The sequence below is a fragment of the Dokdonella ginsengisoli genome, from assembly GCF_042652785.1.
Taxonomy (GTDB): domain Bacteria; phylum Pseudomonadota; class Gammaproteobacteria; order Xanthomonadales; family Rhodanobacteraceae; genus Dokdonella_A; species Dokdonella_A ginsengisoli.
Genome location: NZ_JBHSHD010000010.1, coordinates 720,619 through 743,978, shown reverse-complemented (window position 1 = coordinate 743,978; position 23,360 = coordinate 720,619). Strand labels below are relative to the sequence as shown.

Annotated in this window: 18 protein-coding genes, 6 tRNA genes and 1 riboswitch; of the genes, 6 read left to right on the top strand and 18 right to left on the bottom strand. The window is 66.9% G+C overall.

Going from position 1 to position 23,360, the window contains the following annotated elements; genetic code table 11:
* Positions 1-11 precede the first annotated feature (11 nt).
* The 3 genes from ACFO6Q_RS15490 to ACFO6Q_RS15480 all read left to right on the top strand — a co-directional run bounded on the left by ACFO6Q_RS15490 (position 12) and on the right by ACFO6Q_RS15480 (position 3,966).
* A complete protein-coding gene (locus tag ACFO6Q_RS15490) occupies positions 12-1,784 on the top strand; it encodes a gluzincin family metallopeptidase (protein WP_380022004.1) in 1,773 nt (590 codons plus the stop codon).
* A complete protein-coding gene (locus ACFO6Q_RS15485) occupies positions 1,781-3,049 on the top strand; it encodes a ComEC/Rec2 family competence protein (RefSeq protein ID WP_380022003.1) in 1,269 nt (422 codons plus the stop codon). Before ACFO6Q_RS15490 ends, ACFO6Q_RS15485 begins: the two co-directional genes overlap by 4 nt.
* A 206-nt stretch (positions 3,050-3,255) precedes the next feature.
* Positions 3,256-3,966 carry a PP2C family protein-serine/threonine phosphatase gene (locus tag ACFO6Q_RS15480; protein ID WP_380022002.1) on the top strand — a complete coding sequence of 237 codons (711 nt, stop codon included), beginning with the start codon at positions 3,256-3,258 and terminating at the stop codon, positions 3,964-3,966.
* A gap of 25 nt (positions 3,967-3,991) precedes the next feature.
* On the opposite strand, the gene dnaQ is transcribed toward ACFO6Q_RS15480, so the two are convergent.
* The 3 genes from dnaQ to ACFO6Q_RS15465 are packed head-to-tail and all read right to left on the bottom strand — an operon-like array spanning position 3,992 to position 5,849.
* Positions 3,992-4,684: a DNA polymerase III subunit epsilon gene (gene dnaQ, locus ACFO6Q_RS15475; RefSeq protein WP_380022001.1), complete on the bottom strand. Its 693-nt coding sequence runs from the start codon at positions 4,682-4,684 to the stop codon at positions 3,992-3,994.
* Positions 4,681-5,151 (bottom strand): ribonuclease HI, encoded by a 471-nt coding sequence (rnhA, locus tag ACFO6Q_RS15470; protein WP_380022000.1) that lies wholly within the window; start codon positions 5,149-5,151, stop codon positions 4,681-4,683. The genes dnaQ and rnhA overlap by 4 nt, the downstream gene beginning before the upstream one ends.
* Complete coding sequence (locus tag ACFO6Q_RS15465) at positions 5,148-5,849, bottom strand: methyltransferase domain-containing protein (RefSeq protein ID WP_380021999.1); 702 nt, start codon at positions 5,847-5,849, stop codon at positions 5,148-5,150. The genes rnhA and ACFO6Q_RS15465 overlap by 4 nt, the downstream gene beginning before the upstream one ends.
* 159 nt (positions 5,850-6,008) lie before the next feature.
* Here ACFO6Q_RS15465 and gloB point away from each other — a divergent pair, with 159 nt between their 5' ends.
* The 3 genes from gloB to ACFO6Q_RS15450 are packed head-to-tail and all read left to right on the top strand — an operon-like array spanning position 6,009 to position 8,955.
* The gene (gene gloB / locus ACFO6Q_RS15460; protein ID WP_380021998.1) at positions 6,009-6,770 is read left to right on the top strand and encodes a hydroxyacylglutathione hydrolase; all 762 of its coding nucleotides are present in this window, start codon (positions 6,009-6,011) and stop codon (positions 6,768-6,770) included.
* On the top strand, positions 6,767-8,125 hold the full coding sequence (locus ACFO6Q_RS15455; protein WP_380021997.1) for a transglycosylase SLT domain-containing protein: 1,359 nt from the start codon (positions 6,767-6,769) through the stop codon (positions 8,123-8,125). The genes gloB and ACFO6Q_RS15455 overlap by 4 nt, the downstream gene beginning before the upstream one ends.
* A 47-nt stretch (positions 8,126-8,172) precedes the next feature.
* Entirely contained in the window at positions 8,173-8,955 is a 783-nt protein-coding gene (locus ACFO6Q_RS15450; protein WP_380021996.1) for an enoyl-ACP reductase FabI, read from the top strand.
* 156 nt (positions 8,956-9,111) lie between these two features.
* Here ACFO6Q_RS15450 and ACFO6Q_RS15445 read toward each other — a convergent pair whose 3' ends face one another.
* The 15 genes from ACFO6Q_RS15445 to ACFO6Q_RS15375 form a co-directional block, all read right to left on the bottom strand.
* Positions 9,112-11,028 carry a SurA N-terminal domain-containing protein gene (locus ACFO6Q_RS15445; protein ID WP_380021995.1) on the bottom strand — a complete coding sequence of 639 codons (1,917 nt, stop codon included), beginning with the start codon at positions 11,026-11,028 and terminating at the stop codon, positions 9,112-9,114.
* Positions 11,029-11,248: 220 nt separating this feature from the next.
* Positions 11,249-11,323: transfer RNA gene (locus ACFO6Q_RS15440), tRNA-Val, on the bottom strand.
* A gap of 61 nt (positions 11,324-11,384) precedes the next feature.
* A complete protein-coding gene (locus tag ACFO6Q_RS15435; protein WP_380021994.1) occupies positions 11,385-11,657 on the bottom strand; it encodes an HU family DNA-binding protein in 273 nt (90 codons plus the stop codon).
* Between the two features lie 379 nt (positions 11,658-12,036).
* Positions 12,037-14,502: an endopeptidase La gene (gene lon / locus ACFO6Q_RS15430; protein ID WP_380021993.1), complete on the bottom strand. Its 2,466-nt coding sequence runs from the start codon at positions 14,500-14,502 to the stop codon at positions 12,037-12,039.
* A 151-nt stretch (positions 14,503-14,653) separates the two neighbouring features.
* The gene (gene clpX / locus ACFO6Q_RS15425; protein ID WP_380021992.1) at positions 14,654-15,937 is read right to left on the bottom strand and encodes an ATP-dependent Clp protease ATP-binding subunit ClpX; all 1,284 of its coding nucleotides are present in this window, start codon (positions 15,935-15,937) and stop codon (positions 14,654-14,656) included.
* 124 nt (positions 15,938-16,061) lie between these two features.
* A complete protein-coding gene (clpP, locus tag ACFO6Q_RS15420) occupies positions 16,062-16,697 on the bottom strand; it encodes an ATP-dependent Clp endopeptidase proteolytic subunit ClpP (RefSeq protein WP_380021991.1) in 636 nt (211 codons plus the stop codon).
* Between the two features lie 23 nt (positions 16,698-16,720).
* Complete coding sequence (gene tig / locus ACFO6Q_RS15415; RefSeq protein ID WP_380021990.1) at positions 16,721-17,998, bottom strand: trigger factor; 1,278 nt, start codon at positions 17,996-17,998, stop codon at positions 16,721-16,723.
* A gap of 118 nt (positions 17,999-18,116) precedes the next feature.
* Positions 18,117-18,198 (bottom strand) — tRNA-Leu (locus ACFO6Q_RS15410).
* 56 nt (positions 18,199-18,254) lie between these two features.
* A tRNA-Lys gene (locus ACFO6Q_RS15405) sits at positions 18,255-18,330 on the bottom strand.
* 133 nt (positions 18,331-18,463) lie between these two features.
* Positions 18,464-18,540, bottom strand: a tRNA-His gene (locus ACFO6Q_RS15400).
* Positions 18,541-18,661: 121 nt separating this feature from the next.
* A tRNA-Arg gene (locus tag ACFO6Q_RS15395) sits at positions 18,662-18,738 on the bottom strand.
* A gap of 29 nt (positions 18,739-18,767) precedes the next feature.
* Positions 18,768-18,844: transfer RNA gene (locus ACFO6Q_RS15390), tRNA-Pro, on the bottom strand.
* A gap of 66 nt (positions 18,845-18,910) precedes the next feature.
* Complete coding sequence (locus ACFO6Q_RS15385; protein WP_380021989.1) at positions 18,911-19,324, bottom strand: acyl-CoA thioesterase; 414 nt, start codon at positions 19,322-19,324, stop codon at positions 18,911-18,913.
* Positions 19,314-20,324 carry a ribonucleotide-diphosphate reductase subunit beta gene (locus tag ACFO6Q_RS15380; RefSeq protein ID WP_380021988.1) on the bottom strand — a complete coding sequence of 337 codons (1,011 nt, stop codon included), beginning with the start codon at positions 20,322-20,324 and terminating at the stop codon, positions 19,314-19,316. The genes ACFO6Q_RS15385 and ACFO6Q_RS15380 overlap by 11 nt, the downstream gene beginning before the upstream one ends.
* A gap of 160 nt (positions 20,325-20,484) precedes the next feature.
* Positions 20,485-22,806, bottom strand: coding sequence for a ribonucleoside-diphosphate reductase subunit alpha (locus ACFO6Q_RS15375; protein ID WP_380022216.1), 2,322 nt, complete (start codon positions 22,804-22,806; stop codon positions 20,485-20,487).
* A 323-nt stretch (positions 22,807-23,129) separates the two neighbouring features.
* A riboswitch (cobalamin riboswitch) is annotated at positions 23,130-23,357 on the bottom strand.
* Between the last annotated feature and the right edge of the window lie 3 nt (positions 23,358-23,360).

Genomic DNA, 23,360 nt, shown 5'->3' with positions numbered 1-23,360 from the left:
ATCGCATAACCGTGGAGATTCCCTATCGCGACATCGAGCGAGAGGAGCGGCGTTTCTGGGACGACCGCCTCGAAGTCGTCGACTACGACGCGGCTACGCAACGCTATTTCCGCGCCGTTGACTTGCGCAACGACGAAATTGCCATGAGCCAGGGGCTCGAGCCGCAGGAGCAGGATCCACAGTTTCATCAGCAGATGGTCTATGCGGTCGCGTCAAAGGTGCTCGAGAACTTCGATCGCGCGTTGGGTCGGAGGCTGAGGTTCCGCAGAGGCGAGCGGCTGCGCCTGATACCTCACGCCTTCCAGGCGCGAAACGCCTACTTCGACAAACGGCTCAACGCTGTTCTCTTCGGCTACTTTCCCGCTGACGAAGAAGACCCGGGGCCGAATCTTCCGGGGCAGTGGATCTTCACTTGCCTATCTCACGACATAATCGCCCATGAAGTGGCTCACGCAGCGTTGAGCCGTCTCCATGTTCACTACGACGAGCCGACCAATCCGGAAGTCCCGGCCCTGCATGAGGCGTTTGCAGACATCGTCGCCTTGTTTCAGCGGTTAACGTTCCCCGAAGTCGTTGCGCCCGCCATTCGAGACTGCCGAGGCGATCTGCTCGATCCTGCCAGCCGTCTTCTCGATGTCGGTGCGCAGTTCGGAGCTGCCGCCGGGAGAGGCGGTCCTCTCAGGCGCATAGCCGGCAAGCCCGACCCTGCGCTTCTCCTGCGCACCAAGGAACCTCATGCGCTGGGATGGGTCCTGGTTTCAGCCGCCTACGAGGGTTTCGTCAGCACTTACGTCAAGAAAACGCGCGACCTGCTTCGCATCGCCACAGGCGGCAGTGGAACGTTGCCTGCCGGTGAGCTGCATCCGGATCTCGTCAACAGGCTGACGACTGAATGCGTGAAGGTTGCGCAGGCGGTGCTGTCGATGTGCATCCGTGCGACGGACTATCTCCCTCCCGTCGACCCGACCTTCAGCGATTTTCTGCGCGCGATGGTTACGGCGGATTTCGAGTTGAATCGCGCCGACGACTCCGGACTGCGAGCTGCGATGATCGAGGCGTTCAGGCAGCGCGGCATCCGCCCGAAGGCGGTCGGCTCACTGACGGCCGAATCGCTTCTCTTGGAGTCGGAGGACGATACCGAGGCGTCGCCCGATCCGAAGCTCGCAGGCCTAGTCCACCAGCTACTGGCGTTCGGAGTACAGGAACTGGACCGGGGTGTACGAGGTGCTCGCAGCGCTCAAATGGCGAGATCAAGACGTCGACTGCCGCAGAGCCGCGCGCAACCGGTCGACAAGAGCGATTCTGACGAAGTTTCGGAGTCCGGTGACGGATACGAAGATGAAGGCGAGGAGCCTGAGAAGGTGCTGCGAACCGTTGCAGTCAGTTTGCACGCGTGGGCGGTGCGCAATCGCAACCGTTTGAAACTCGATCCTGACCCCGACCTCCAGATTGCCCTTCGCGGCTTTCATCCTGTCCACCGAACCGCGGCAAATGGTGAGCTGTTGGTCGAGATGGTTGCGCAGTTCGTGCAGACGAAGAAACAAAGTAGCGACCTCGGAGGGCTCTGCTACCGGGCCGGAACGACCATGGTGGCGAACTTCAGCGGCCAGGTCCGCTATCTCATCGTCAAACCCTTCCACGCCGAACGCGAACAGGCGCTCACCGATTGGGTCCGCGCATTCGACACGGAGAATGTCGACAGCTGGGCAACGAGCAAGCCGAGCCCAAAGCGAATCGTCGAGGCCCACTCTGCCAAAGCCATGGATCAGAGAAGATGGCGATGAGCACCTTCTTGCAGGTGCGGATGTACAACGTCGGCTTCGGAGACTGTTTTCTGATCCGCACTCCCGACGGCAGAACGATTCTCGTCGACGCGGGCTTCCACTCGCAGGGGAAGGGGGCCTTCAGCGGAAACGAGCTGGCGCAGCGTGTCGTTGAGGATGTGCGCGACGACAATGGTAGCGCCCGCATCGACGTCGTGATTGCAACGCATCGGCACCAGGACCACATCTTCGCCTTCAACTCCGATATCTGGGACGAGGTCGATGTAGGTGAAGTCTGGATGCCGTGGGTGGAAGATCGAAAAAACTCAGCTGCAGCCAGCCTGTGGAGGAAACAAAGGCAGTTTGCCCTCGACCTGGCCGCTTCCGTGCCGTCCTTCAATTTGGACGACGGCGACCGGGAAAGCGTCGAGTTCATGTTGTGGAATGCCGGCGTCGATATGCCTGGAGTTCACGGCGCCGAGGGTGGCTGGTCCAATCAGAACGCGCTGGACCGACTGCACGAAGGTTTCGCGAAACGCGATCGCGCTCGCCCGCGTTTCCTCCCAAGTGCAAAAGCATTTCCGCAAACGTTCGAATCCACGGCGTTGCCCGGCGTTCGAGCGCATGTGCTAGGTCCTCCCCGAGATCCCTCGCTGATACAGGAGCTGGATCCGTCGACCGATGGCGAAAGCTATCGCGCGATCGCGCTGCGCGCAGCTTCCATGATGCCCTCGAGCGCCGGGGCAGCGGCACCGTTTGGCCTCGCATGGCAAGTGGCTGAAAGAGAGTCGGGATTCTTCCTGGAAAGCCGCACGGTGAAGAGCCTGGACTCGCTCGCAACGTCTGCGGACGCGGTGGCGGCGGCGGCAAGCATCGACAACATGATCAATTCGACGAGTCTCGTCCTCGTTCTCGACATCGGCAAGGCCAGGCTACTGCTCCCCGGTGACGCCGAATGGGGCACGTGGAAGCGGATACTTGCTCACGACGACGCGCGAGCTTTGCTGCGCGGAGCGACGTTCATCAAGGTTGGCCACCACGGCAGCCACAACGCGACTCCCAAGACGCTGGTCGAAAAGATCTTGAAGCGCAATATCCCGGCAATGGTTTCGACCCAGGCCGGGAAAGGAAACTATCGAAACAATATTCCATTGACCGCCTTGATGGACGCGTTCGATGGCCGCGGCATCGACGTGGTCCGCAGCGACGGGAAAGCCTCGAAACTTCCCCAGGGATTCAGCCGAGAAGCGGACGGCAAGTGGATAGACGTCGAATTGCCGTGCTGAGCGGGCAGTGCGAGTCGATCGGATTCCGTGCCAGAACCCGACGATACATCGTCCGCATCGCCGCCCGGAGTTCGATTCAATATTTGACATAATATACATTGCAAACATTCAAGGTATACTTTTCACACCCCCTGACAAACTTGTTGTATTGCGCCCAGCGCAAACCAAGCGGCATCCTATGCCGCTTCCGGAGCCCAGTGCCGCGCATGATCGAATACGGACACAGCACCCACGTCGGCTTGCGGCGCGAGCACAACGAGGACACCTACTACGCCGACGGAGAGCTGGGGCTTTGGCTGGTCGCTGACGGCATGGGCGGCCATGAGCACGGCGAGGTGGCCAGCGCGCTGGCGCGGGACACGCTGGTGCGCGAGGTCGGCAAGGGTGTCGAGCTGGTGCAGGCGATCCAGCTCGCCGACGAGGAGATCATCCGCCATTCCACGCGGCGCTCCGAGTCGCTGCCGATGGGCACGACGATCGCCGCGCTGCGCATTCCCAACGGTGCCGGCGACTTCGAGGTGGCTTGGGTCGGCGACAGCCGGGTCTACGTGTGGAGCGATGGCACGCTCAAGCAGCTCTCGCAGGACCATTCCTACGTGCAGGAGCTGGTCGACCAGGGCGCCATCACCAGCGAACAGGCGCGCAGTCATCCGCACCGCAACGTGGTGACGCAGGCGCTCGGCGTGACCGACCCGCAGGCGCTGCGCGTGGAGAGCGTGCGCGGAGTGCTGCGTCCGGGCATGCAGCTGCTCCTGTGCAGCGACGGGCTGACCGAGGAGGTCAAGGACGCCGCGATCGCCGCGATCGTCGCCCGCCAGGACCTGAGCGCGCAGGAATGCGTCGACCACCTGGTCATCGCAGCGCTCGACGGCGGCGGCTCGGACAACGTCACCGTGATCCTGGTGCGCGCCCGCTAAGGTTCTCCCGCGCCGTTCGGCGGCGTCACTGCCGCCACAGACAGGCGCCGTTGCTCTTCTTGTCGATCGCGGCGAGCCTCGCCTCGTGCGCTTCCAGCTCGCGCTCGGCGGCACGCAGGATGCGCGGCCGCACGAGGATCTTCAGCGTGGCGGCGATCACCTGGGTCTCGGTCACCGCCGTTTCGCTGGCGAAGCCGAGCTGTCCCTGCCCCGCCGTCAGCGCCAGGTAGACGTCGGCGAGCAGGTTCGCATCGAGCAGCGCGCCGTGCAGTTCGCGATGGCTGTTGTCGACGCCGAGCCGCTTGCACAGGGCGTCGAGGCTGTTGCGCTGCCCCGGAAACTTCTCGCGCGCCAGCGCCAGCGTGTCGAGCACCTGCACGCGCTCGGCGAACCGGCCGGCACCGATGCGGGCCAGCTCGGCGTCGATGAAGCCGACGTCGAAGGCCGCGTTGTGCGCGATCACCTCGGCGCCGTCGACGAACTGGAGGAACTCGGCGGCGACGTCCGCGAAGCGCGGCTTGTCGAGCAGGAAGTCGTCCTCGATGCCGGTCACGGCGCGCGCGCCTTCGTCGATCAGGCGCTCCGGATTGAGGTAGGTGTGGAAGGTGCGGCCGGTCGGCCGCCGCTGCACCAGCTCGATGCAGCCGATTTCGATCAGGCGATGGCCGCGCTGGGCTTCCAGGCCGGTGGTCTCGGTGTCGAGGATGATCTGTCTCATGCGCTCCTTCCCTGCTTGAACGCCAGCGCCGCCTCGCGCGCGAGCACGTCCACGCGCTCGTTCTCGGCGTGGCCGGCGTGGCCCTTGACCCAGTGCCAGGTCACGCGGTGGTCCGCGATCGCGGCCGACAGGCGCTCCCACAGGTCCTGGTTCTTGACCGGCTTGCGGTCGCTGGTGCGCCAGCCGTTTGCGCGCCAGCGCGCCATCCATTGCTCGACGCCCTGCTTGACGTACTGCGAATCGGTGGTCAGCGCGACGGCGCAGGGGCGCTTGAGCGCTTCGAGCCCGGCGATTGCGGCCATCAGTTCCATGCGGTTGTTGGTGGTCAGCGGCTCTCCGCCGGAGAGTTCCTTCTCGCGCGTGCCGAAGCGCAGCAGCGCGCCCCACCCGCCCGGTCCGGGATTGCCGAGGCAGGCGCCATCGGTATAGAGCTCGACGCATCCGGCGTCCGCGGCGGCTTCCGTCATGCGCAGGCGCGATGGCTCGGCGAGGCCAGCGGACGAATCGCGACGCGCTCGCGCTGGCGCACCAGGCGCGGACGCAGCGGCGTCAGCACCGCACGCTGCTTGGAAGCCGTCAGCAGATAGGCGCCGCGCAGCGGCATCAGCAGGCGCAGATCGTGCAGCGCCGAAGCGGTTCCGCGCTGCGGCCAGCACGCTCCGAGATAGTCGACGCTGACCGGCGCCAGCTGGCGCCGCAACAGGCGCCGCCGCGCGAAATCGGCTTGCGAAGGATGCGGCAGCGGCAGCCCGCGCCGCGCCTGCCAGTGCAGCCAGGCCAGCCACGGGCTCCACGGATTGAATCCGAACCAGAGCAGCACGCCGCCAGGCGCGAGCAGGCGCGCCAGTTCGTCGATGAGCCCCTCGGACGGCAGCACGTCGGCGACGTGCTGCACGACGATCAGCCGGAACGCCTCGTCCTCCCACGGCAGCGCATCGGGCGCGCAGACCGCGTCGCCGGCGAGGCGGTCGCCTTCGGCATGCACGCGCACGGCGTGCAGATGGCGCGTGCGCACCTCGAGGTCGCGGCTGGCCGCGCAGGCCTGCAGCACCAGCGCGTGTCCGTTCGGCTGGCGCGCCGCGTGCTCGGAGGCGCGCTCCAGCTCGTCGCGCAGCAGGCAGACGACGTCGGGCAGGGCGAACAGGCTGTCGGGGCCGGTGATCACGGACTTCGGAAGGAGGAAACCTGCGGAAGTGTAACCCGTTCACGGACTGCGCAGGCCGTGCGTCGTACACCGGCAGTGGCGATCGGGGCGTCGGGGACGGAACGCCCTAATGCCGAATTAACCTCCCACGCCACCCCGCTGGCTATATTCGCGCCGCCCATGCGTCTGATCGCCCTCCCCGCGCTCGCCGACAACTACATCTGGCTGCTCGCCGACGCGGCGGGTGCGGCCGTGGTGGTCGATCCCGGCGAAGCCGCGCCCGTGTACACCGCGCTGGCCCGCGAGGGCCTGCGCCTGCGCGCGATCCTGCTGACGCATCATCATCCGGACCACATCGGCGGCGCCGCGACGCTCGCCGCGCAGACCGGCGCCGAGGTCTACGCGCCGGTCGACGAGCGCATCGCCGCGGCCACGGTGCGCGTCGGCGACGGCGACCGCGTGCGGCTGGCCGAACCCGATCTCGACTTCACCGTCATCGCCGTCCCGGGCCATACGCGCAGTCATGTCGCCTACCATGGCAACGGACTGCTGTTCTGCGGCGACACCCTGTTCAGCGTCGGCTGCGGGCGGATGTTCGAAGGCACGCCCGAGCAGATGCTGGCCTCGCTCGACCGCCTGGCCGCGTTGCCCGGCGACACGCGCGTGTGCTGCGGCCACGAATACACGGTGGCGAACTGCGCGTTCGCGCGCAGCGTCGACCCTCACAACGCGGCGCTGCAGGCGCGCAGCGCGCAGGCGGCGCAGCTGCGCGCGCACGGCGCGCCGACCCTGCCCTCGACACTCGACGACGAGCGCGCCTGCAATCCGTTCCTGCGCGTGGACTGCGCCGCGCTGGTCGACGCGCTCGGCGGCACCGACCGCGTCGCGCGCTTCGCTGATCTGCGCCGGCGCAAGGACGACTACAAGGCCGTCGCCGCGTGAGCCGGCGGACGGTCGCGCGCCTGCGTACCGGGCTGCTCGGCGCCGGCGTCGCCGTGCTCGCCGCCTGCAGCGCGCCCGTGCTGCGGCCCCCCGTCCCTGCCCCGCCGCCCTCGCCCGCTCCGCCGCCGCCGCGCGTCGCCGACGTTCCGATCCGCGCGCCGTCGCTCGACGGCGCCACCGCGGCGCCCGAGTCGCCGTGGGCGCGGCTGCGCAGCCGCTTCGCCATGCAGGCCTGCGACTACCGCCCCGGCGTGCAGCGCTGGGCGCGCAGCTACGCGCGCGGCTCGCGTGCATTCACGGCCAGCTGGGAACGGGCGATGCCGGTGCTGCTGCTGGTCGTCGACGAGATCGAGAAGCGCGACCTGCCCGGCGAATTCGCCATGCTGCCGTACGTCGAGAGCGGCTATCAGCCGGTCGCCCCGCGCGGCGATCGCCCGGCCGGCATGTGGCAGCTGATGCCCGATACCGCGCGCGGCTCGGGCCTGGCGGTGGACAAGGACTACGACGGCCGCCTCGATCCGCTCGCCTCCACGCGCGTCGCGCTCGACCTGATCGAACGCTACCGCAAGGAATTCGCCGACTGGCGCCTGGCGAACATGGCGTTCAACAGCGGCGAATTCCGCGTCAAGAAACTGCTCGGCGAGCGCGATCCGCGCACGCTGTCGGCCGAGGAACTCGGCAAGGTCGCGTTCAATCCGATCACGCACGAGCACCTCGACCGCCTGCTCGCCCTCGCCTGCATCGTCGAGGACCCGCAGCGCTTCGGCATCGAGCTGCCCGAGCCGAGCACCGACGACCGCCTGCAGAGCGTGGATCTGAAGGCAGGCATGGACCTGCGCCTGGCGGCGCGCCTGTCCGGCGTCGAGATCGACGATCTGCGGCGCTGGAACGCCGGCTACCGGCGCAACCGCATGTCCGCCGATGCCAAGCCCCGGCTGCTGCTGCCGGCCACGCACGCGGATCGCTTCCTGGCGGCGGCGGACAGCGTGCCGGTAGCGTACTGGAGCGACTGGTGCGAGCAGCCGGCCGCGCGCAGCGGTGGCCTCGGCAGCTGGGCGGCGCAGATCGGCGTGCCGGTCGCCGTGCTGGCGCTGGCCAATTCGATCGACGAGAACTCCACGGTCACCCACAGCACCCGCCTGCTGCTGCCCGGCCGCGAGCCGGAGCCCCTGGCCGATACGCGCAGCGAACCGGCACGCCGTCCGCGCACGCACGTCATCGCCTCCGGCGACACCTTGTCGGCCATCGCGCGCCGCTACGGCCTGTCGCTGAAGGATCTGCGCCGCTGGAATCCGCGCGCGCACGGAACCCTGCACCTGGGCGACCGCCTGCGCCTGGGACCGACGGCGGACTGACTCGGTTACACTGCGCCGTTTTCACGCCACGCAGTTTCGGAGGACAGATGGGTTTCCTGCACGGCAAGCGCGCCTTGATCACCGGCATTCTGAGTCAGCGTTCGATCGCCTGGGGCATCGCCAACGCGATGCATCGCGAAGGGGCGCAGCTCGCCTTCACCTACGTCGAGGAAAAGCTCAAGGATCGCGTCGACGAGGCGGCCGCCGCGTTCGGCTCGAACATCGTGCTGCCCTGCGACGTCACGCGCGACGACGACATCGCCGCGCTGTTCGAGAACCTGGGCCAGCACTGGGACGGCTTCGACATCCTCGTGCACTCGATCGGCTTCGCGCCGCGCGAGGCGCTGCAGGGTGAGTTCCTCGACGGCCTGACGCGCGAGAACTTCGCCGTCGCGCACGACATCTCCAGCTACAGTCTGGCCGCGATGGCGAAGGCGGCGCGCCCGCTGATGAAGGGACGCGGCGGCTCGATCCTGACGCTGACCTACCTCGGCGCCGACCGTGCGCTGGCGAACTACAACGTGATGGGCCTGGCCAAGGCCAGCCTCGAGGCGAACGTGCGTTACCTCGCCTACAACCTCGGCCCGGAAGGCACGCGCGTCAACGCGATCTCGGCCGGTCCGATCAAGACCCTGGCCGCCTCGGGCATCGCCAACTTCCGCAAGATGCTCGACCACGTCGAGGAGAACGCGCCGCTGCGCCGCAGCGTGACGATCGACGAGGTCGGCAATACGGCCGCCTTCCTTTGCTCCGATCTCGCCTCCGGCATCACCGGCGAAGTCACCTTCGTCGACGCCGGCTACAACACGCTGGGCATGACCGGCATCTGAGCGACGCCGCACCGTCGCCGCGACGCGCGGCGACGGTGCGGAACATCCGGGGCGATGCCCTCGGAACGTCCGCACATCGCAACCTCCGCAAAGACGAAGGGGCCGATCGCAGGATCGGCCCCTTCGCATTTGCACAGCTTCGGCAGCGGCGCCCGGTTACTCGTCGAGGCGGTTCTCCGACACCGTGACCTTGGTGTTCTTGCGCAGCGCGGCGACGAACTCGCGCACGGTGGCGAAGCCGGCGCCTTCGGTCAGCGTGGTGCGGGTGGCTTCGCGCGTCTTCGCGTCGAGCTTGGACGGATCGCCGTCGACGACGCCGTCGAGCTGGACCAGCGCGTAATTGTCGGCGCCCAGTTCGACCAGCTTCCGCGCCGGCTTTCCGTCCGCGGGACGCGGCATGGCGAACACGGCCTTCACCAGCATGCTGTCCGGCACGGCGGCGTCGCGCCCGACGCCCTTCTGCTCCTCCAGCTTGAGCTTCTGCGCCGTCGCCAGCTGCTCCAGGCTGCCGCCCTTGTCGAACTCGGCGAACAGCGAATCGGCGCGCTCCCTGGCGTGCTTGCTGGCGCGCTCGGCGAGGATCTTGCCGCGCACGGCGTCCTTCACCTGGTCCAGCGGGATCGGCGTCGCCGGCTTGTGTTCGGCGATGCGCACCACGACGACGTGGTTCGGGCCGATCTCGACCGGATCGGAATTGTTGTTCTGCACCAGCACGCTGTCGGAGAACGCCGCCTTGACCACCGCCGGATTCGCGGCGAGGCCGTCGCCGCCGCCCTGGCGTGCGAACAGCGTGGACTTCTGCACCTTCAGGCCGAGTTCCTTCGACGCGGTCTCGAGCGAGGCCGGATTCTGGTAGGTCAGATCGGTCAGACGGCCGGCCTTCTCGGCGTAGACGCGATCGCGTTCGGATTCCGCGTACTGCTTGGCCAGCTCCGGCTTGACCTCGTCGAACGTACGGGTCTTGCCCGGACGCAGGTCGCGCAGTTCGATGACGTGGTAGCCCTCGCCGGTCAGGACCGGCTTGGAAATCTCGCCCTTCTGCAGCGCGAACAGCGCGGTCTCGAATGCCTCGTCGGTGGTGCCCTTGTCGAGCCAGCCCAGGTCGCCGCCGAGGTTCTTCGAGCCGAGGTCTTCCGATTCCTGCTTGGCGACGTCGGCGAAGGACTTGCCGCCCTTGATCTGCTGTTCGATCGCCTCGGCCTTGGCCAGGGCCTGCTTCTGGTCCTCGGGGCCGCCCTTGCCGCCGACCTTGACCAGGATGTGCGAAGCCAGGCGCTGCTCGGCCGTGACGAAGCGCGCCTTCTCCTTCTCGTAGCGCTCCTGCAGCACGCTGTCGTCCGGCGTCTGGTCGATGTCCAGCTTGGAGCCGTCGAGTTCGACGTAGTCCAGCGCGACGCGCTCGGGCGTCATGAAATCGGCGGAGTGGTCCTTGTAGTACGCCTCGATGTCGGCATCGGCGACTTCCTCGCTTTCCAGCGCCGGCTTGTCGAGCTTGACGTAGTGGAAGTCGCGGCGCTGGTCCTTCAGGCGCAGGTAGGCGTCCACTTCGGCGTCGGTGACCAGCGCGGTCGCCGAAACCTGCAGCGGCAGTTCGCGCGTGGCGAGGTCGTCGCGCAGGCGCTGCTCGAAGCCGGCCGCGGTCAGGCCCTGCGAGGCGAGCAGCATCTTGTACTGGTCGGCGTCGAACTTGCCTTCGCTCTGGAACGCGGAGATGCCGAGGATCTCGTTGCGGATGCGCTCCGCCGGAATCGCCACGCCGAGCTTGTCGTTCGCCTCCAGCAGCACGCGCTCGTCGACCATCGTGTTCAGCAGCTGGCGCTTGACCTCGGGCCGGTCGAGGAACGAGACGTCGCCGGCGCCGCCCATCATCTGCACCATGCGCTGGCGATACTGGCTGAAGCGCTCGCGGAACTGGTCCTGGCTGATCTCCGAACCGCCCACGCGCGCGACGCTGGTGTCGACGTTGGCGATGAAATACGACTCGATTCCGAAGAACGAAAAGCCGATGACGATCACGCCGAGGATGATCTTGACCAGCAGGCTGGATTTCTTTCCGCGGAGCAGTTGCAGCATGAGTACGAAGACCTGTTCTGGAAGGTGGCGCGGTCGGAGCCGGGGCGACTCGTCCGGGGCGCGAATTCTACGCGGTCGCGGGAGGCGAACCCAGCGCGCGCGAGAAGTCCATGAAAGCCAAGGGCGCCACGTGGGCGCCCTTGCGTTGACGCTCGGCCTCAGGGACCTTCGTCCCGTTCCGGCCATCCGGCGCGCACCCCAGAGCGCATCCGGTACCGCTTGGTGGGTGCTGAGGGTTTCGAACCCCCGACCCTCGCCTTGTAAGGGCGACGCTCTACCGCTGAGCTAAGCACCCGATCGTTTTTCAGAAGACCCGGTCGACCTCGCCGGATCCGACGAAGCGGGGCTGTCGGCTATCAGCCGAGGGCGTCCTTCAGCGCCTTGCCGGCCTTGAACGCCGGAACCTTCGAAGCCTTGATCTTGATCGTCGCGCCCGTGCGCGGATTGCGGCCGGTACGCGCTGCGCGCTTGCGCACCACGAAGGTACCGAAGCCGACCAGCGAGATCGATTCGCCCGCCTTCAGAGTCTTCTTGACCACCTTGAACATCGCTTCGACCGCGCGCTCGGCATCGGCCTTGGTCAGGCCGGACGCATCGGCAATGGAGGTAACGAAGTCGCCTTTATTCATTTATGACTCCCATCTCGGAGCAGTCGCTCCGCAGTGAATTTGATCGAGTCGAAGCATGCGTTCGAGAGGTCCTTCCACCTCGAATTCGTCGGCTTCGCAACCCCGCAATCGCTCGGATATTCCATCCCCTGGATCGCGGCGCGCCCTTTATACCAGCGGGTCCGAGGGCACGCAATACAAGGCGTGGCGCGCTTTTCAGGGCTTTCGGGCACTTTGGGAAAGGTGAATTTCCCGCACTCTCCCTTGACAGTCGGAAGCAGCGATCGGTCGGAAATTCGTCACGCGCCGGATATGCGATTCGTACAGCGGCTTCGATCGCTGCGATCAACCGTGATGATCCGGGCCGGCGTCGATGGCGACGCCGGCCCGGATGACCGGATCAGTGCGGGCGTGCCGGGGTCTCGACTGCGGCGTCCTCGCGGGCGATCGGCGCCTCGCCTTCGGAGCGCGCGGCCGGAGCCAGCGGCCGCTCGAGCGCGAGGTCGAGCACCTCGTCGATCCAGCGCACCGGATGGATATCCAGCGACTGCGTCACGTTCTTCGGGATGTCGGCGAGATCCTTGCGGTTCTCCTCGGGGATGATCACCGTCGTGATGCCGCCGCGATGTGCCGCAAGCAGCTTCTCCTTCAGGCCACCGATCGGCAGCACGCGGCCGCGCAGCGTGATCTCGCCGGTCATCGCCACCTCGGAGCGCACCGGCACCTTGGTCAGCACGGACACCAGCGCGGTGCACATCGCAATACCGGCGCTGGGGCCGTCCTTCGGCGTCGCGCCTTCCGGCACGTGCACGTGGATGTCGAGCTTCTGGTGGAACTCCGGATCGATGCCGAGCCGGTCGGCGCGCGCGCGCACGACGCTCAGCGCGGCCTGGATCGACTCCTGCATCACGTCGCCGAGCTGGCCCGTGTGGATCAGCTTGCCCTTGCCCGGCACCACGGTGGCTTCGATGCTGAGCAGGTCGCCGCCGACTTCGGTCCACGCCAGGCCCGTGACCAGGCCGACCTCGTTCTGCTGCTCGGCGCGGCCGAACGTGAACTTGCGCACGCCCAGGTAGTCGTCGAGGTTCTTCGAGGTGACGCTGACTTTGCGCTTGCGCTCGTCCGCGTCCTTGCCCTTCTTCGCCGCCTTGACCGCGGCGAGGCTGAGCTCCTTGACGACCTTGCGGCAGATCTTGGACATCTCGCGATCGAGGCTGCGCACGCCGGACTCGCGCGTGTAGTAGCGGATCACGTCGCGGATGGCGCCTTCGGCGATCGACAGCTCGGAAGCCTTCAGGCCGTTCGCCTTCAACTGCTTGGGCACGAGGTAGCGCTCGGCGATGTTGACCTTCTCGTCCTCGGTGTAGCCGGGGATGCGGATCACTTCCATGCGGTCGGCCAGCGCCGGCGGAATGTTCAGCGAGTTCGCGGTGGCGATCCACATCACTTCCGACAGGTCGACGTCGACCTCGAGGTAGTGGTCGTTGAACGTGTGGTTCTGTTCCGGATCGAGCACTTCGAGCAGGGCCGCGGACGGATCGCCGCGGAAGTCCATCGACATCTTGTCGATCTCGTCGAGCACGAACAGCGGGTTCTTGGTGCCGGCCTTGGCCAGGTTCTGGATGATCCTGCCGGGCATCGAGCCGATGTAGGTGCGGCGATGGCCGCGGATCTCGGCCTCGTCACGCACGCCGCCGAGCGACATGCGGATGAACTTGCGGTTGGTCGCCTTGGCGATCGACTGGCCGAGCGAGGTCTTGCCCACGCCGGGCGGCCCGACGAGGCAGAGGATCGGCCCCTTCATCTTGTTCACGCGCTGCTGCACGGCGAGGTATTCGAGGATGCGCTCCTTGACCTTCTCGAGCCCGAAATGGTCGGCGTCGAGCACTTCCTCGGCGCGATTGAGGTCGCGGCGCACCTTGGTCTTCTTCTTCCACGGCACGCTCAGCATGACGTCGATGTAGTTGCGCACGACGGTCGCTTCGGCCGACATCGGCGACATCTGCTTGAGCTTGTTCAGCTCGGCGCGCGCCTTGGTCTCGATCGGCTTGGGCATGCCGGCCGCGCCGATCCGGCGCGCCAGTTCTTCCAGTTCGTTCGGCGCGTCCTCGCTGTCGCCGAGCTCCTTCTGGATCGCCTTCATCTGCTCGTTGAGGTAGTACTCGCGCTGGCTCTTCTCCATCTGCGTCTTGACGCGGCCGCGGATGCGCTTTTCGATCTGCTGCACGTCGATCTCGCCGTCGACCATGCCGACCAGCAGCTCCTGACGGTCGGCGACGTCGACGGTCTCGAGCACCTTCTGCTTCTCCGCGACGCGCACCGCGATGTGCGAGGCGACGGTGTCGGCCAGGCGCGACGGATCCTCGATGCCGGCCAGCGTGGACATCAGCTCCGGCGGGATCTTGCGCGACAGCTTCACCAGCTGCTCGAACTGGCTGACCAGCTGGCGTCCGATCACCTCGACCTCGCGCTCGCTGCGCGTGTACGCAGCGTCCAGCACGCGCGCGTGGGCGACCATCAGGCCGTTGCGCTCGCCGAAGGTCTCGATCTCGGCGCGGTCGGAACCCTCGACCAGCACCTTGATTGTGCCGTCCGGCAGCTTCAGCAGCTGCAGCACGCTGGCGATGGTGCCGATCGAATACAGGTCGCCGGCGGCCGGCTCGTCGACGTCCGGGCTGCGCTGCGCGACGAGCAGGATCTTGCGCCCGCTTTCCATCGCGATGTCGAGCGCGCGCACGGACTTCTCGCGGCCGACGAACAGCGGGATCACCATGTGCGGAAACACCACCACGTCGCGCAGCGGCAGCACCGGCAGCTCGACGAGATCGTGAGAGGACTGGGCGGATTGGATGGGCTTGTCGGTCATCGGCCTGCAGGATCGGAAAGATGGGACGTGGACAACGCGAAAACGCGAACGGCAGCGTGTACCCACGCTGCCGTATCGTCAAGTGAGGATTTCCCGGCGCGATTGCAAGGAGGACGTTCGCTTCGAGGCACGCGAACGGCTCTCCCCGGCGCTACTCGGAAGACGCCGCGGCGCGCGTCTGCATGTTGCCGCGATAGATCAGGTAAGGCTCGGCCTGGCCGTTGATGACGGCCTCGTCGACGACGACCTTGCTGACGTGCTCCAGCGACGGCAGCTCGAACATCGTGTCGAGCAGCACCTGCTCGAGGATCGTGCGCAGGCCACGCGCGCCGGTCTTGCGCTTGATCGCCTTGTGCGCGACCGCAGTCAGCGCGTCGGGACGGAACTCCAGCTCGACGCCCTCCATTTCGAACAGGCGCTTGAACTGCTTGGTGATCGCGTTCTTCGGCTCGGTCAGGATCTTGACCAGTGCGGTCTCGTCGAGCTCCTCGAGCGTCGCCACGACCGGCAGGCGGCCGACGAACTCGGGAATCAGTCCGAACTTGATAAGGTCTTCCGGCTGCACGTCGGCGAGCAGCTTGCCGGTGTCGGCGCGGCGATCCTTGCTGCGCACCTCGGCGTTGAAGCCGATGCCGGTCGATTCCGAGCGCTGCAGGATGATCTTCTCGAGCCCGGCGAACGCGCCGCCGACGATGAACAGGATGTTCTTCGTGTCGACCTGCAGGAACTCCTGCTGCGGATGCTTGCGGCCGCCCTGCGGCGGCACCGAGGCGACGGTGCCTTCGATGAGCTTCAGCAGCGCCTGCTGGACGCCCTCGCCGGAAACGTCGCGCGTGATCGACGGGTTCTCGCTCTTGCGCGAGATCTTGTCGATCTCGTCGATGTAGACGATGCCGGTCTGCGCCTTCTCGACGTCGTAATCACACTTCTGCAGCAGCTTCTGGATGATGTTCTCGACGTCCTCGCCGACGTAGCCCGCCTCGGTGAGGGTGGTGGCGTCGGCGATCGTGAACGGCACGTTGAGCAGGCGCGCCAGCGTGTCGGCGAGCAGGGTCTTGCCCGAGCCGGTCGGGCCGACCAGCAGGATGTTCGACTTGGCGAGCTCGACGTCCTCGTTGCGTCCGCGCGATTCCAGGCGCTTGTAGTGGTTGTAGACCGCGACCGCGAGCACTTTCTTCGCGCGCGCCTGCCCGATCACGTACTGGTCGAGCACGTCGAGGATCTCGGCCGGCTTGGGCAGGTCGCTGCGCGCGCTTGCCGCCTTCTCTTCCAGTTCCTCGCGGATGATGTCGTTGCAGAGCTCGACGCACTCGTCGCAGATGAACACCGACGGGCCCGCAATCAGCTTGCGTACCTCGTGCTGGCTCTTGCCGCAGAAGGAACAATAGAGAATCTTGCCGTTGTCGCCCGATCGGCTCTGCCGCTCGTCTGTCATGCTCCGCCTCGGAGTAGTGCCGCACAGTGCGGACCGAGAATAGCACAGCGCAACCGGCTGCCAGCCGGGTCCGCGTCGGCCTTCAGGAAGGTGAAAAATCCGCTCGGGAAGCGCCGCCGAGTCCTCAAGGGGTGACGGCAGCCTCGCCCGGACGGCTCTCCAGCACGGAATCGATGAGACCGTAGGTCTTCGCCTCCTCGCCGCTCATGAAGCGGTCGCGCTCCATGTCGCGCTCGATCTGCTCGAGCGGCTGGCCGGTGTGCTTGACGTAGATCTGGTTCAGGCGGTTGCGCAGGTAGAGGATCTCGCGCGCCTGGATCTCGATGTCGGTGGCCTGGCCCTGTGCACCGCCCGAGGGCTGGTGGATCATCACGCGGGAGTTCGGCAGCGCGTAGCGCTTGCCCTTGGCCCCGGCCATCAGCAGCAGGGAGGCCGCGCTGGCCGCCTGGCCGATGCACATCGTGCTGACGTCGCAGCGGATGTACTGCATCGTGTCGTAGATCGCCAGGCCCGCGGTGACGACGCCGCCGGGGCTGTTGATGTAGAGATTGATGTCCTTGTCGGGGTTCTCCGACTCGAGGAACAGCAGCTGCGCGACGATCACATTGGCCATGTAGTCGTCGATGGGACCGACCACGAAGACCAGACGCTCCTTCAGCAGGCGCGAATAGATGTCGTAGGCGCGCTCGCCGCGCGAGGTCTGCTCCACGACCATCGGGACGAGATTGAGGCCGTGGATCGGCGAATTTTGGCTCGGCATGGGTACTCCTGGGTACCCGGCGCTCAGGCGCCGGGTCGCATGACTTCGTTGAAGCTCAGTTCTTGTTCGCTGTGCTTGGCGTGGTCGGCGATCCACTCGACGACCTGGTCCTCGATCACGCGGTTGCGCAGCGCGTGCATCAACTGGGGGTCACGCGTATAGAGTTCAACGACCTTCTCCGGCTCCTCGTAGGTCGAGGCGATCGTCGCCAGCGCTTCGCTGACGCGCTTGGGGTCGAGGCGGATCTCGTTCTGGCGGGCCAGTTCGGAGATCAGCAGGCCGGCGCCGACGCGGCGGCGCGCGACCGGCAGGTAGGCCACGAAGGCCTCGTTGCCCGGCGCATTGGCCTGGCGGGCGAGCTGGCGGGCCTCGTTCTCGATCATGCTCTGCGGCAGGTCGAGCTCGGGATGTGCGTCGACCAGCTTCTCGATGACGCCGGCCTTCAGGCGCCCCATCAGCACGCCCTTGAGTTCGCGATCCAGGTTGCTGCGCACGTCCTCGCGGAAGCGCTCGAGGCCGCCGTCCTTGACGCCGAAGCTGGCCACGAAGGCCTCGTCGACGTCCGGCAGCTGCGGCTCCTGCACGCGCACGACCTTGCCGGCCACCTCGGCCGACTTGCCGGCGAGCGCGGCGATGCGGAAGGCCTCGGGGAACTGCACCGTCGCCTTGAATTCCTCGTCGGTCGACTTGCCGGCCAGCTGCTGCTCCAGCTCCGGCGAGTACGCGTTCGCGCCGAGCACCACGCCGACGCGGTCGGAACCGGCTTCGGGGTGACGCACGCCCTCGCCTTCCGCCGAGTATTCGAACAGCACCATGTCGCCGTCCTGCGCCGCCCGCTGCACCGGCGTCCAGCTGCGGCGCTGCTGGCGCAGCGTTTCGATCATCTGGTCGACGTCGGCGGCGGTCACGCTGGAGGTCGGCTTGACGATCTCCAGGGCGCTGACGTCGATCTTGCCGATCTCCGGCAGCACCTCGAACGTCGCGACATATTCGATCTCGCCGTTCTCCGGGCGACCGCTGGTGGAGATCGACGGCTGCACGGCGGGGCGCAGATTTTCCTGGTTGACCGCTTCCTGGAAGCTCGATCCGATCATCTCCGACAGGGCCTCGTTGCGGATCTGCCCGCCGAAACGCTGCTCGATGACCTTGGTCGGCACCTTGCCGGGACGGAAGCCCTTGAGGCGCGCGGTGCGGCCCATTTCCTGGATGCGCGAACGGACCGTGTCCTCCAGGCGCGCGGCCGGAAGGCGGACGGTCAGCTTGCGACCAAGGGAGCCTACGTTTTCGATCGAAACTTGCATCGGGTCTACCTCAATGACTGGACGCGGGCGACTCCCGGCCGCACCGCTCGAACTGGGGATTCCAAAGGCGTGCCGGACGCAGGCGCTCCGCGGGGCGGGAGGCGGCGTCCAGGCGTCGTGCGAAAGGAGAGACTCGAACTCTCACGGGTTGCCCCACTGGAACCTAAATCCAGCGCGTCTACCAGTTCCGCCACTTTCGCCCGGATCGACACTCTTCACCCGCGAGCGCGCAGGCTCGGCGCCGCGCAGTGGAATGTGGTGGGCCGTCTAGGACTCGAACCTAGGACCAAGAGATTAAGAGTCTCCTGCTCTACCAACTGAGCTAACGGCCCCCGTGTGTATCAAACAACGTGGCAACGCACCGCGCAACCCTCGTTCGCACTCCCTTGCGGGAGGGACTGAGAGTGGAAGGCTGGGGATGCCTTCGACGCGCAGACCGGAACTGGTAAGTATAACGAAAAAAATTGGGGTGGACGAGGGGATTCGAACCCCCGACAACCGGAATCACAATCCGGTACTCTAACCAACTGAGCTACGCCCACCACGAAAAACCTTTGCTGCTCCATCCTTGGGCGCTCTCCGATCGGCATCCGGCCTCTCGTGAACGCTTGCCCTGCTCCACTGCGACACCCCGCCTGCGCCACGCCGATCGCGTCGCGAAGCTGGCACGCCCGACAGGACTCGAACCTGCAACCGTCGGCTTAGAAGGCCGATGCTCTATCCGGTTGAGCTACGGGCGCATCGTCAGCCGCTGGGTCGCGCGCCGGGTTGGTCGGGGTAGAGGGATTCGAACCCCCGACATCCTGCTCCCAAAGCAGGCGCGCTACCAGACTGCGCTATACCCCGCCGCCGCTTCCGTCAGTACAGCCGCCTCGGGAAGACGCGGGATGTTACGAACCGGCGTCAGCCTCGTCAATCCGTCGTGCTCGTGAGGGCGCGGCCGACCGGCACCGCGCGCCCGTGCTCGTCGACCGCGACCATGACGAACTCGCCCGAGGTCGCCAGCTGCCGTTCGGCGCCCGGCGTCGGTTCGCGCAGCAGCGAGACGCGCACGGTCATCGAGCTGCGGCCGACGCCGACCACGTTCGCGCGAAGCTCGACGATGTCGCCGAGCTTCACCGCGGCGCGGAAATCGATGCGATCCGAACGCGCCGTGACCACGGTGCGGCCGGCGAAGCGGCTGGCGGCGAGGAACGCCGCCTTGTCCATCCAGGCCAGCGCCTGCCCGCCGAACAGGCTGCCCAGGTGATTGCAGTGGTCGGGAAAGACGATCTCGACGCAGCGGACCTCGCCTCCGCCGCCCTGCCCCGCCGTGTCAGAACGCATGATCGAAACCGACCTCGCCTTCGACCGCGACCTGATAGGCGGACACGCGGCGCTCGAAGAAGTTGGTCAGCTCCTGCACGTCCTGCAGCTCCATGAACGGGAACGGATTGCGCGCGCCGTAGCGCCGCGGCAGGCCGAGCATCTCCAGGCGCCGGTCGGCGACGTACTCCAGGTACTGGCGCATTTCCTTCACCGACATGCCGACCACGCCGCCGGCGAGCACGTCCTCGGCGAACGCCGTCTCGCAGTCGACCGCTTCGGCGATCATCGTGCCGACCTGCTCCGCCCACGATTCGTCGAACAGCTCCGGCTGCTCGTGCCGCACCGTGCGGATGACCTCGAACGCGAAGCCCATGTGCGCCGATTCGTCGCGGAACACCCAGGCCGTGCCGGCGGCCAGGCCCGGCAGCAGCCCGCGCGAGCGCAGGAAGTACACGTAGGCGAACGCGCCGAAGAAGAACAGGCCTTCGATGCAGGTCGCAAAGCAGGTCAGGTTGAGCAGGAACTGGCGGCGTTCGGCGTCGCTGGAGATCCGCTCCAGCGCGTGGATCGAATCGATCCAGCGCTGGCAGAACTCGGCCTTGGCGCGGATCGACGGGATGTTTTCGACCGCCGCAAACGCCTGCGCGCGCCGCTCCGGCTGCGGGATGTAGTTGTCGAGCAGGGTCAGGTAGAACTGCACGTGCAGCGCCTCTTCGAACAGCTGGCGCGACAGGTACATGCGCGCCTCGGGCGCGTTGATGTGCTTGTAGAGGTTCAGCACGAGATTGTTCGCGACGATCGAGTCGCCGGTGGCGAAGAACGCGACCAGGCGCTCGATCAGGTGCCGGTCGGCCGGCGACATGCGCTGCGCGAGGTGGCCGAGGTCGATCTGGAAATCGATCTCCTCGACCGACCAGGTGTTCTTGATCGCGGCGCGATACATCTCGTAGAACTGCGGATAGCGCATCGGCCGCAGGGTCAGGTCGAAGCCGGGGTCGAGAAGGTGTGGCGTGTTCATGGAGATTCCTTGGACGGGTGATTTCACCTCTCCCGCTCGCGGGAGAGGTCGACGCGCTCGGCGCGTCGGGTGAGGGCGAGTTCGTGAGGGCCTGCGTGCCTGCATCCCTCATCCGGCCCTTCGGGCCACCTTCTCCCGATGGGAGAAGGAACGAACGAAATCACTGACACGCCTCGCACATCTCCGGGTTCTCCAGCGAGCACACGACCGCCTCCGCATCGCTGTACGCCTTCGCCGGAGCGGCTCCGACGGTCGCCTTGGCGATCCGCGTCGCCGGCCGCGAGCGCAGGTAGTAGGTCGTCTTCAGGCCCTTCTTCCACGCGTACATGTACATGCTCGACAGCTGGCCGATGTTCGGGCTCTCGATGAACAGGTTCAGCGACTGGCTCTGGTCGATGAATGCGCCGCGGTCGGCGGCCATGTCGATCAGCGCGCGCATCGGCAGCTCCCATACGGTGCGGTAGATCGCCTTCAGTTCGGCCGGCAGCTCGGCGATCGACTGCACCGACCCTTCGGCGAGCTTGATCGCGTCGCGGATCTCGGCGGTCCACAGGCCCAGCCGCTTCAGCTCGTCGACGAGGTAGCGGTTCACCTGCAGGAAATCGCCGGACAGCGTCTCGCGCTTGAACAGGTTCGACAGCTGCGGCTCGATGCACTCGTAGCAGCCGGCGATCGAGGCGATCGTGGCGGTCGGCGCGATCGCGATCAGTAGCGAGTTGCGCAGGCCGTGCGCCTGGATCTCCTCGCGCAGCGCCTGCCAGCGCGCGCCGTCGCGCGGCACCACGTTCCAGGCCTCGAACTGCAGCTCACCCTGCGCCGCGCGCGTTTCGGCGAAGGCCGGATGCGCGCCCTTCTCGCGCGCCAGCTCCAGCGAGGTGCGCAGCGCCCAGTAGTAGATCTCCTCGGAGATGCGCGCCGACAGCTCGCGCGCGGCATCGCCGTCGAACGGCAGGCGCAGCGCGAAGAACAGGTCCTGCAGCCCCATCAGGCCGAGGCCGACCGGGCGCCAGCGCAGGTTCGACGCGCGCGCCGTGGCGATCGGATAGAAATTCAGATCGATCACCCGGTCGAGCTGGCGCACGGCGACCTGCACCGTGTGCGCGAGCTTGTCGAAATCGAACGCGACGCCGTCGTGGTGCTGGGCGAGGTTGATCGAGCCGAGGTTGCACACGGCCGTCTCGCCGGCGCCGGTGACCTCGACGATCTCCGTGCACAGGTTCGACAGGTGCACGGTGTTCTCGCCGCGCGCGGTCTGGTTGCAGGCGCGGTTGCAGGCGTCCTTGAAGGTCATCCAGCCGTTGCCGGTCTGCGCCAGCGTGCGCATCATGCGCGCGTACAGGTCGCGCGCCTGCACGGTCTTCCTGGCCAGCCCGCGTGCCTCGGCCTGCACGTAGGCCTGCTCGAACGCGGCGCCCCACAGGTCCGGCAGCTCCGGCACCTCGCTCGGGTCGAACAGCGACCACGCGCCGTTCTCGTCGACGCGGCGCATGAACAGGTCCGGCACCCAGTTCGCCAGATTCAGGTGATGCGTGCGGCGCGCATCGTCGCCGGTGTTCTCGCGCAGCTCGAGGAAGGACTCGATGTCCGCATGCCACGGCTCCAGGTACACGCAGGCCGCGCCCTTGCGCTTGCCGCCCTGATTGACCGCGGCGACCGAGGAATCGAGCGTCTTCAGCCACGGCACGATGCCGTTGCTGAGGCCGTTGGTCGAGCGGATCAGCGAGCCCTCCGAACGCACGCGATGCCAGGCCAGACCGATGCCGCCGGAGAACTTCGACAGCAGCGCGACGTCGCGGTACTTGTCGTAGATCGCCTCCAGCGAATCCTCGGGCGAGTCGAGCAGGAAACAGCTCGACAGCTGCTCGTGGCGCGTGCCGGCGTTGAACAGGGTCGGCGAGCTGGGCACGTAGTCGAGCGCGCCGAACTGCTGGTACAGCTCGATCGCCTCGGCCACGTTCTCGCTCAGCGCGCAGGCGACGCGCAGCCAGAAATGCTGCGGCGTCTCGATGACCTGGCGCCGCGTCGGATGCTTGAGCAGGTAGCGGTCATACAGCGTGCGCAGGCCGAAGTACTCGAAGCGCAGCGTGTGGTGCGCGTCGATCGCGTCGTTGAGCTTGCGCGCGTTCGCCTCGACGAAGTTGAGCACGCGCTCGTTGATCAGGCCGGCGTCGAAGCCCACGCGGATCGACTGCGAGAACGAGTACACGCCCAGCCCCTGCACTTCCTTGTCGATGTAGCCGGCGAGCAGGCGCGCGGCGGCCTTGGAGTATTCCGGCTCCTCGGCGATGAACGAGGCGGCGGTGCGGATCGACAGCTCGTCGAGCTCGCGCGTGCCGGCGCCGTCGTAGAGGCCGCTGATGGTCTTCAGCGCGACGCGCATCGGATCGACGTCGGCCAGCCCCTCGCAGCAGCGCGACACCGCGCGCACGATCTTGTTGAGGTCGACCGGCTCCTTCGCGCCGGAGCGCTTGGTCACCTGCATCGCCGCCGGCCCCGCGTGCGGGGCGGTCAGGCGGAATCCGCCCTGGTCGGGCTTGTCCGCGACGGACGGCGCGACGCGGGATTCGGTGGCGAGTTCGGACGTGGTCATGGCGTTCTCCTGCACGAGCGGTGAACCCGCAAGGAGACGAGCACGGCGGCGCACGGAATGAGACTTCCCGCGATCCGCCGGCCTCCGCTCCCGCGAGCGAACGAGGAACCTTGCGGAACGAGCGGGTCGAAAGCGGGGCCGCGTCCGTACGGACGACGCGCGGCGACTTCCGGCCGGCCCTTCCCGCGAGGACCTTCGAGCCAACGCCGTGCCTTGCGGCACGACGGTCGTGGCCGGTATTCGGACTTACGGGCCCGAGGCTTTCGCCTCGCCTACTGGACGCTGCTTCCCAAGCCAGGGGGCTCAGTGCGATTCGCGTCGTTCGTTCCCGATCACCGCTGCGGGGCAGTTCCGGATTCGCACCGGATTCCCTCGTCGGCCGGGGTTACGGCCCCGGCGACGGCCCAGATGTTGTGTTGGACACCATCGACCGGCACAAGATATTC